11 protein-coding genes are annotated in these 9,038 nt (G+C 60.2%); 5 read left to right on the top strand and 6 right to left on the bottom strand.

The genetic code is table 11. The features are described from left to right. From TBU01S_RS23485 to TBU01S_RS23475, 3 genes are all read left to right on the top strand, one after another. The coding region (locus tag TBU01S_RS23485) for a LysR substrate-binding domain-containing protein (RefSeq protein ID WP_083953794.1) at positions 1-326 on the top strand (326 nt) is incomplete at its 5' end. A 71-nt stretch (positions 327-397) separates the two neighbouring features. Then, the gene (locus TBU01S_RS23480) at positions 398-838 is read left to right on the top strand and encodes a GNAT family N-acetyltransferase (RefSeq protein ID WP_157659250.1); all 441 of its coding nucleotides are present in this window, start codon (positions 398-400) and stop codon (positions 836-838) included. A gap of 3 nt (positions 839-841) precedes the next feature. Continuing rightward, positions 842-1,369 carry a 2-thiouracil desulfurase family protein gene (locus TBU01S_RS23475; protein ID WP_083953792.1) on the top strand — a complete coding sequence of 176 codons (528 nt, stop codon included), beginning with the start codon at positions 842-844 and terminating at the stop codon, positions 1,367-1,369. Here TBU01S_RS23475 and gcvA read toward each other — a convergent pair. Further along, on the bottom strand, positions 1,366-2,268 hold the full coding sequence (gene gcvA / locus TBU01S_RS21875) for a transcriptional regulator GcvA (protein WP_068639606.1): 903 nt from the start codon (positions 2,266-2,268) through the stop codon (positions 1,366-1,368). The genes TBU01S_RS23475 and gcvA overlap by 4 nt on opposite strands. A 118-nt stretch (positions 2,269-2,386) precedes the next feature. Here gcvA and TBU01S_RS21870 point away from each other — a divergent pair, with 118 nt between their 5' ends. Together TBU01S_RS21870 and TBU01S_RS23470 are read left to right on the top strand one after the other, a co-directional pair. After that, the gene (locus TBU01S_RS21870; RefSeq protein ID WP_068639605.1) at positions 2,387-3,814 is read left to right on the top strand and encodes an L-lactate permease; all 1,428 of its coding nucleotides are present in this window, start codon (positions 2,387-2,389) and stop codon (positions 3,812-3,814) included. 15 nt (positions 3,815-3,829) lie between these two features. Continuing rightward, positions 3,830-4,216 (top strand): DUF4260 domain-containing protein, encoded by a 387-nt coding sequence (locus tag TBU01S_RS23470; RefSeq protein ID WP_083953791.1) that lies wholly within the window; start codon positions 3,830-3,832, stop codon positions 4,214-4,216. A 9-nt stretch (positions 4,217-4,225) separates the two neighbouring features. Here the strand turns inward: TBU01S_RS23470 and TBU01S_RS21865 are convergent, their stop codons facing one another. The 5 genes from TBU01S_RS21865 to parA all read right to left on the bottom strand — a co-directional run bounded on the left by TBU01S_RS21865 (position 4,226) and on the right by parA (position 8,735). Next, entirely contained in the window at positions 4,226-6,226 is a 2,001-nt protein-coding gene (locus TBU01S_RS21865; protein ID WP_068639604.1) for a relaxase/mobilization nuclease and DUF3363 domain-containing protein, read from the bottom strand. Between the two features lie 448 nt (positions 6,227-6,674). After that, complete coding sequence (locus tag TBU01S_RS21860) at positions 6,675-7,274, bottom strand: S26 family signal peptidase (RefSeq protein WP_068639603.1); 600 nt, start codon at positions 7,272-7,274, stop codon at positions 6,675-6,677. Next, the gene (locus TBU01S_RS21855; RefSeq protein WP_068639602.1) at positions 7,271-7,816 is read right to left on the bottom strand and encodes a DUF2840 domain-containing protein; all 546 of its coding nucleotides are present in this window, start codon (positions 7,814-7,816) and stop codon (positions 7,271-7,273) included. Before TBU01S_RS21855 ends, TBU01S_RS21860 begins: the two co-directional genes overlap by 4 nt. Then, positions 7,813-8,100 (bottom strand): chromosome partitioning protein ParB, encoded by a 288-nt coding sequence (locus TBU01S_RS21850; RefSeq protein ID WP_068639608.1) that lies wholly within the window; start codon positions 8,098-8,100, stop codon positions 7,813-7,815. Before TBU01S_RS21850 ends, TBU01S_RS21855 begins: the two co-directional genes overlap by 4 nt. After that, entirely contained in the window at positions 8,097-8,735 is a 639-nt protein-coding gene (gene parA, locus TBU01S_RS21845; RefSeq protein ID WP_023081401.1) for a ParA family partition ATPase, read from the bottom strand. Before parA ends, TBU01S_RS21850 begins: the two co-directional genes overlap by 4 nt. Between the last annotated feature and the right edge of the window lie 303 nt (positions 8,736-9,038).

The raw sequence follows: 9,038 nt of genomic DNA, 5'->3' as shown, positions 1-9,038 counted from the left end.
GTATGGGAAATTTTGCACTTATTGCTTTTGCAAGCGGCTGCTCATATCGTCGTCTGCTGGAGCAATGGCAGAGTGAAAATGAGGTGAGTGTTTCCGGGGTTTTGGAATTCTCATCGTATCCAGCGATTGTCGCATGTGTCGCGGCAGGTACTGGCGTGGCAATTGTTCCGAAATCCGTTCTGGCTGGTTTGCGTGCGGCTCAAATGGTGCGTGCCCATGAGCTACCCGCACACATGGCATCCAATAGAACGCATTTGATTTGGCATGAGGGAAAAGAATCCTTGGCACTGAAGAGCATGCGCCAACTTCTAATCTCAGCAGAATAGATCAATCATTATTTTGAAGAACCAAATGATTGTCTAAATTTTTGAAAAAAATTTTTTTGAGGATAAAACAATTGTTTCTCCCCATCCAAAAATCAGATATCCAGAAATGCGCTAGTTTATACACACAGGTTTTTTCCTCTCCACCTTGGAGCGAACCGTGGACTGATGAAGAAGCGGACAATCGTCTGCGCTACTTAATGGATAGCAAAGGTTTTTTTGGTTTCTTGGCAGAAAAAGATGGCAAGACCATAGGATTCGTTCTGGGAACCACTGAGCCCTTTGTAGGAGGAAATGCTTTTTATCTCCGCGAAATGTGCGTTTGCCCCACTGAACAGGGTCGGGGCATTGGCAAGGAATTGATAGCGTATCTCCATACGGCGCTTGTTTCTCTTGATGTCTCTCGCTCCTACCTCATCACGCAAAGAGGCGGGCATGCGGCGCGCTTCTATGAAAAAAATGGCTATATCCAGGAAGTTGACGATGCCGTATACCAAGCTGATCTGAAGGAATAGCACATGCAGCGGATTCTGGTCAGTGCGTGCTTGCTGGGCGAGCAGGTGCGCTACGACGGTTCTCACAAGCAATCTCGCCATCCGATTCTTCAACAGTGGGTTGCAGAGAACAGGGTGATCTCCATCTGTCCAGAGTTATCAGGAGGCATGCCTGTTCCACGTCTACCGGCAGAAATAGCGTCCGGTGAGGGCGGAGAAAAAGTTCTCCAAAGACAAACGAGCGTTGTGGACTCATCCGGAGCTGATGTTTCTCACCCGTTTATTGTTGGCGCACAAAATGCACTTCGCATAGCGCGCTTACACGAGATTCACATAGCTGTACTGAAAGAAGGCAGCCCTTCATGCGGCTCTCACCAAGTCTATGATGGCTCGTTTAAGGGGCATCTGGTTGCGGGGCAAGGTGTAACGGCTACGTTGCTGAGAATATCTGGCATCTTCGTTTTTAGTGAGATGGAGTTCAACGATGCCCATAACATGCTGCTCGATCTGGAAGCAGACAGTATCGCTAGTCCAATTTCCCATAAGCCCTAAATCTCAATTTCTTTCGAACACCGCTTTGCTTCGTTCAGCAACCATGCACGGAACACGGCTACATCAGGCCTGCTGGAGACAGCGGATGCAGGATATACAAGCCAATAGCTGTAATCGTTAGGCTGGGTAATCGAAAAAGGCTGAACGAGACGGCCTGCCCGAAGTGCATCGCCAGCCAACAGCAGCTTTCCGAGTGCGACACCTTGACCGTCAATGGCCGCTTGAAGGACATGGCTGTGATCATCGAATTTGGGGCCGCTGCCAGCGTTCGGATTCATGACTCCCACATGAGCAAACCAGTAAGGCCATGCGTCCTTAGGGGTGTCGTGCAAAAGACATTTCGCAAGCAGGTCTGCGGGTTCCATCAACGGACGATCCGATGCCTGCAATGAGGGGCTGCAAAGCGGTGACAGCATTTCCCGCGCAATCAAATCAGCTTTCAGCCCTCGCCAACGTCCGAGCCCCGAGCGGATGCCTACATCGAAGCGGTCATCAGACACGTCCCATAGTTCGACCGAGCTGGTCAGCTTCACCTCAATGTCAGGGTGCATTTCCCTAAAAGCGCCCAGACGCGGTACCAGCCAGCAAGTGGCGAAAGACGGCAACACCGTGATGCGCAAAGGCCCATCATCGCGTTCACGCAGTGAACTGCTGACGAAGGACAGCCGATCCAACATGGCTGTCAGTTCCGGCAGCCAAGCCTGGCCCTTGTCGGTCAGGCGCAGCGCATGTCCCGCACGCAAGAACAGCGCTGAACCCAACCACTCTTCCAGTTGCCGTACCTGCTGGCTGATGGCTGCCTGGGTTACGCACAGTTCCGCCGCCGCACGGGTAAAACTCATGTGCCTCGCTGCAGCCTCGAAAGCACGCAATGCGGTTAGTGGGGGAAGGCGTCTCATGACAGATGACCCGTTCTTGATTAGATAGACTTATGGAGAGGATCAGTATAAGTCGCTGGCAGGTATTCAGGTCAAGGTGTCAAATGATCGAGTTATTGCGCCAGCCCTCGTAGCCCCAATGCTTTCGTTACTTCATATCTCCCCTGTTCTGTTGGTTCTCTCTGCGATTCTTGTATTCAAACAACCGCCTGTCAGGGCGGCTCTTGTCGGTGCCACCCTTGCCGTTGCACTTATGCTCCTTGGCGCCGGGCACCCGCTCTCACGCGAACTCTCGCAATGGATCGCTCAAGACACGCTGATTCTGTTTGCCAGCGTGGCGTTCGTACTAGCCCCCGGAATGATGTTGGTCGTCCTGATTGAGCGTACGGGCGCAACCCAGGCGCTGAGCACATGGGTAGGCAACCTAAAGCTGCAAGGCGTTCAGCAGTTGGGCTTCATCGTGCTGGGGCTTGCCCCTTTGCTGGAATCCATGACGGGATTCGGTGTTTCACTGATTGCCGTCATTCCTGTATTGCTGGCACTTTTTGACCGTGACAAAGCACTGCGCATTGCATTGGCTGGAATGGTCATCATGCCCTGGGGAACCTTGGGGCTGGCAACGGTGGTAGGAGCCACACTGCTGGATGCGGCACCAACGGAATTGGCCAGTCAAACAGCAATCACAAGTGCGCCGGTGTTTGTTGGTTTGGCTTTGGCGGCTACCTGGATTGCGGGTTATCGCAAACTGACCGCCTATATCTCAATGCTGACCATAGCGCTGCTGTTTGTGTCGGTTTTGTATGTCGCCTCGGCTTGGCTTGGTCCGGAAATCGCGGGGGTAAGTGCAGGTTTCGCTGTCGTGCTGGTGGGGCTGCTGAAGTCATGTCCAAAAATGCCCTCCGCAATTCATTGGCCGGCAGCAGCTTGGCCTTACATGCTGCTATTCTTCTGCGTTATCGCACTCAAGATACTTGTTGTTGTAACTCAGGCTGACATATGGCTGGTGGTACAAGGGGCAAGCATTGCATGGAAACCACTGGCGTCTCCGGGAGTCCCGATACTACTCGTGTGCTTAGTTCTGCTTGCTCGACGAGATGAACGCCTCAGGTTTCAGACGTTCTGGCAATCGGTATCCCAGCGAGCGCGGCGCCCGTTACTGACGATTCTGTGTTTCTTGTTCATGTCACAAGTCATGGTGAAGGCCGGTTTTCTTTCAGGTGTGCGCGACAGGCTCTCTGCCATGGATAGTGAGTTGCTGCCATTCCTGGGCGCCATACTTGGGGGGATCGGTGGCTACCTCACAGGGTCAAACGTGGGTGGCAACGTTCTCATGATGCCAGCCATCGCAGACCTTCCCGCATCGTTACTTCCCAGCATGGCAGCCACACTGAACAGTGCGGCCGGCCATGCAGCACTGGGTTCTTTACCCATGATTGCTACGATTGCTGGCTTGGCAAAAATCAATAATCCAGAAGAACAACGTCTGGTGCGCTTCGCTCTTGTCGTTGTGGTAGTCAATATGGCCCTGGTGGGGTGTGCTGGTGCATTTTTGGCTTATTTTGATTAAAAGGATAATTTTGTGATGGAAAAAGGCTCAGTATCAGGTGGCATCAAAGATCTATTGAGAATTGAAGGGTTGACGGTTTTTTTGCTCAGTTTATTTGCATATTCTGAGTTTGGTTCGGGCTGGGGATTATTTGCACTTTGCTTCCTTCTCCCGGATTTGTCTTTGCTCGGCTATATCGTGGGTGCTCGGATCGGTGCGGTGCTATACAACACTGCTCACTCTTACGTTGGCGCTTTGCTTTGCGTAGTAGCAGGCGTGTATCTCTCTCAGCCATTGGCAGTTTCATCAGGAATCATCTGGATCGCTCATATTGGCTTTGATCGCTCACTTGGATATGGATTGAAGTACGAGAACGGCTTCCGATTCACTCACCTTGGAACAATCGGGCGACCAAAAAGCTGACGTTCAGCTCTACAAAACACTCGGGCTGCGGCCCAAGTTCCAAGACACGCCACCGCCGCACACCGTCGCGGCGAGTTGCTGCCCCAGTCGCTGTTCGATCACCGGCCGCCAGGGCACCAAGCTGAACCCCATGCCGTCATCGAGCATCGCGTAGCGACCGCTGGCAAGCATGACCGAGCGCCGGTAGATGCCGGCCACACGCTGACCGTCGGCGACGGGCCGATGCTCCAAACCGGTATCGGCGGCAATGTCCTTTGCAGCCTGCGCCAGTTCCCGATTGCGCAGCGTGCCCAACAGGTTACGGGCGAGGATCACGCGCTGCCCGCGCCGCTCGGCCAGCCCCTGCTCAGCGAGGAACTCCCCGCGCTGTTGCAGGGTGTTCTTCACCTCGCCGCCAAAGCCCAGGTCGCCCAATCCCTTGCCGCCACCGATCAACTGCTGATCCAGCCAGGTCGCGCCGATCAACCGCGCCTGCCGCTCGATGGGCAGGTGCGATTTCAGCTCCACCGCCACACCGCCCAGCCGCTGCGCGTCGTACTGGCGGCCACGTTCGGCGAGGTCGTCCGGCACCTTCCATAGCCCTTCGGCCACGCGCTCCACGATGCCAGCCCGGCGCAGGGCTTCCAGGCGGCGAACATGTGCTGCGACGACTTCCTGCGGGTCGCGTCCGGGTGTGGCTCGGCCCCGCTCGATGGCCAGGTGATGATCGGTGCGGTACAGGCCATCGCTCGCCAGCGCGGCGATGTTCTTGTCGGCTGCACGTACCTCGGCGGAACCGCGCACTTCCACCACCGCGCCGGTGGGATAGTTCGCCAGTTCATCGCGGGCGTTCAACGCAACATAGTGGGCCTTGCCATCCACGCCGTCGATAACCAGATAGCCCCGGTCATGCAGCTCGTCGGCCAAGCCCTTGGCGGCCACGCGGCCGATGACGCTGCGGCTATTTCCATTGGCATCCTCGCCCGACTCGAACACCGCCAGCTCGCGCGGTTCGCCGCGCATGGCCCGCTGCATGGTGCGGATGATGTCGCCACGCTCCCCCAGGGCGCGCAGCGTTTTCTCCGCATCCGCATGGACGGCCCAGGCGCCAGACTGCACCTCGTCGGCCAGGCCCAGGCGCTGCAAGCGTTGCAGTCGGCCAATCAGCAACAGGCGCTGGCGTTGCAACGTCGGTGCGTTGAAGCGTTCGATCTGCACCCGGCCATCCTCGCCAGCTTCGTGCTGCAAGGTGCGGTCAAGGCTCGTCCAGCGCTCTTGCTCCACCTCGCGCTGCAAGGTCTGCTGAATCTCCAGTTCGGTGCGCGGCCCCAGCCATTCGGTCGCCAGTTCGGCGGCCCGATGGCGGAAGCCGTGGGCGATGTAGTCGCCGGCGATGATGAGGTCTTTTCCGGTGTCGTCGCGCCCGAGCACGATCAGGTGGGTGTGCGGGTTGTCGGTGTTCCAGTGATCCACCGCCACCCAATCCAGCCGCGTCCCCAGATCGGCTTCCATCCGGTTCACCAGATGCCGGGTGTAGGTGCGCAGGTCGTCCAGCTCGGCCCCGTCCTCGGGCGAGACGATGAAGCGGAAATGGTGCCGGTCGTCGGCGGCCCGCTCCTTGAAGGCATCGAGGTCGGCTTCGTCGGTCTGCGGCCCGTAGGCCCGGCCCGGTTCGCCATCGCGGCCGGCGCCGTCGCGCTCGATGTAGCGCAAATGCTTGGCGAGCGATTGCAGGCTGGCATTGCGCTGGTTGACCAGCAGGGTCTTGATGGTCACGCGCCGCGACATGGGCGTCAGCTTCGCGCCCGCGAAACGCGCCGCCGTGTGGCCGCGCCCAAGCCTTGAACCGGGGCGCTGGCCGGCGCGTGCGCCGCTGCCGCCGGCTGCGGAATGGCGCATCGAGGACTTGCCGCCGCTGGCCTTGCCAGCCTGCTTGAGCACCTTGGAAACGAAGCTCTGGCCCTGGCCCTTGCCCCGGTTCTTCGGTGCGCTGGGGCGCACGCGGAAATCGTCGTCGCGGCGGTCGGTCATGGCTACTCTCCCTGCAAGCTGTGGCGCGCCCTATCGTGCGAAGCACGCGGACATGCCAGCATCGGCGCGGGCCTCGCGCTACATGCGGCACGGTGGCGAAGCCGCTGCGTGCCGCGCCACCTCCATGTGCAGACAGGCTTTGCGGGCCGACAGGTGCCGCCCCCTTTTGTCTTGCCTTCCGCCTTTGCCCCTCGCTGACGCTCCGGGCAGCGGCGGCCCGGCGGCGTTGCTGCACCCGCAGCCAGCCCGCCGGCGAACACGCCAATGGCCGCAGGCCGAGCGCGTTCGAGACAAGACGCCTGCACGCTGGACGGCTGCGCCGAAGGCAGCGCGAAGCGCGGTGCGAATGCACGCGCACTGCACGCGCGACGACACGCTGACGAACAGCAGGCCGACACACCCGATGGCACGACAAGAGGCACGGCAGCGTGCAGCGAATCGGCGGCCATCATGGGCGTGTCTCCAGCCAGACCGGATGCGCGACGCCGATCACGGCGGATGCGCTGACCGGGCCGAAATACCGGCTGTCGAACGATGCAGGATTGGTCACGCTCAACAGGAACAGTTCGCCCGGTTCAAGGCGGCGGCAAAGCTGCAAGGATGGCAATGCTCGGCCCAGCCGGTCGGTAGGCAGCGCAGCGGCCATCGGCACGCTGTCGATGCGTACCTGACCGGCGACGATGCAGACGTGTTGCGGCGCGACCGCGCCCACACGTTTGAGCAGCGGAACGTGTGCCGGCAGGTAGCCGCGCTGCGCAGCGAGCGCGGCTACCTCTGGCGGCAATGTGGTCAGGACGACGCTGCCCACGGACAAGGGACGTGGCAGCGAATCGGCACCGTGGCGCTGCGGATCGACGCGATACCAGCCGACCGGAACGCTGTCGGACGGGTTGTAGATCAGGCGCGGCAACGGCTGCACGAAAGCCGCCCAGGCCAGCGCAGCGAGGCCGACGGCGGCGATGCTCGCCAGCACGAGGCGAGCGCGCAGGCGCGAGCGAGGAAGCGGCGCAGCTTTGGGTGTGCGTGCGGCGGTGTGATGGGCCGTCATGGCAGCGCCCTCCCGGCCAACCAGGCGGCATGCCGCTCGGCGGTGTATTCGGGCAGCGGCAAATGCGCGGCGAGCCGGTTGGCGAGCATGCGCCAGTACGCGGGCGATACGTCAATGGCAGCGATGCCCAGCGCCTCGATGCCGTCGATGCGTTCCAGCACGGCGCGCACATTGGCGTCACCTTCGGCATGCAGCAGCAGGCACGCGCCTGGCTGCACGCCGGGGATGCGCTGCACGGCATCAAGCGGTGTAGCAGCCTGCATCACCATGAGCTGCCAATGAATCGTGCCGTAGTCGTTGGCCTGCCAACGAACGCGGCAGAGCATTGCACCCGGCATGAACATGGCGCAGCGCCGCCAGCGGTCGAGCTGAAGCGTGCGCGCCGGTTCGCCGAAGCGCAGGTAGAGCTTGAAGCGCGGCTCGATGTAAGCCAGCGCGACGCGCGTCAGCGGCGCGCTACTCGGCTGGCTGCAAGGTGCAGCGTGCGCAGCCGTGACCGCGATGGCGGCAGTTGCGGCAGCAGACAATACGGATGTGGTCATGGCGTGTTCTCCCTGCGGTGTTCTGGAAACTCGCGCTCCAGCAAACCGCGCAGCAAGTCGGCCACGGTCACGCCTTGCGTGAAGGCCGACACCTTGATGCGTGCCCGCATGGCAGGCGTGATGTCGAGGGTCAGGCGAGCGGTGTAAAGGTCGCCTTTGTTGAACGCATCCGCGTCGCCCTGGCGAATCCACGCCTCGGCGTGCGGATTAGCGGGCGGACGCGCGCCGATGCCGACCCGCTTGGCCGGGCGTTTGCCGTTGGGTGGGTTGCGGTTGTCGCTCATGACGGCCACCGCAGCAGCTCATCGACCAGCGCAGTAATTTCCTGCGCCGCTGCGCTATCGGGGGCTGTCTCCCGCGCCAATCGCCCCGCAGCTACGCTGTCGGCAAAGACGATGCGCTGGCGCACCTCGCTGCGCAGCGCTGGCAACGGCTGTTCGGCCAAGGCTTGTCGCGCTTCGCGCCCGATCACCGTGGTGCTGACGCGCCGGTTGATGACGAAGGCCGCGCGTAGCGCAGGCCGGAACACCTGAGCCTCACGAATCAGCGCCACCATCTCGGCGCTGGCCCACAGGTCATAGGGGCTGGGTTGTACAGGGATCAGCACCCGTTCGGCCGCCAGCAGCGCAGAGCGCGCCAAGGCGGCGATCCTGGGTGGCCCGTCGATGATGACGTGATCGGCCCGTCTGGCGAGTTCTGGGGCTTCCTGGTGCAGTGTTTCGCGCGCCAGGCCTACGGCGCTGAACAGCCGGGGCAAGCCCTGCTGGCTTCTGCGCTGTGTCCAGTCCAGTGAGGAACCCTGCGGGTCGGCATCCAGCAGGACGACGTGCAGGCCGCGCAGCGCCAGTTCGCCAGCGATGTGCGTGGCGAGCGTGGTCTTGCCGACGCCGCCTTTCTGATTGAGCAAGGCGACAATCATGGTGCGGCCCTCCAGCTTGGAAGACCGGCCTGTTTCTGCCGTGCCGAACGGGGTGGTTTTTGGAGTTTTTGCTGGCTGGTTTTTCGGCCTGCGGCAGTTGTCCACCGCAATGCTGTTTCTCTATCAATAGTTAGAGAATTTAAGTTAGTAATGTTAGAGGGATCGCAAACCCGCGCCGTTACTGACTTTCCGGCGTTTTCGTACTCCTGATAGCACGATAGACGTACTCCTGATAGCACGACACCTCTTACTCCTGATAGCACGACCCCATCCACAGCTTGTCCCGCTGTTATCCCCGTGCCT

This window comes from Thauera butanivorans NBRC 103042, from assembly GCF_001591165.1.
Lineage (GTDB): Bacteria > Pseudomonadota > Gammaproteobacteria > Burkholderiales > Rhodocyclaceae > Thauera > Thauera butanivorans.
Note: the sequence above shows the minus strand (reverse complement) of the source record. Positions and strands in the feature narration are given on the sequence as shown.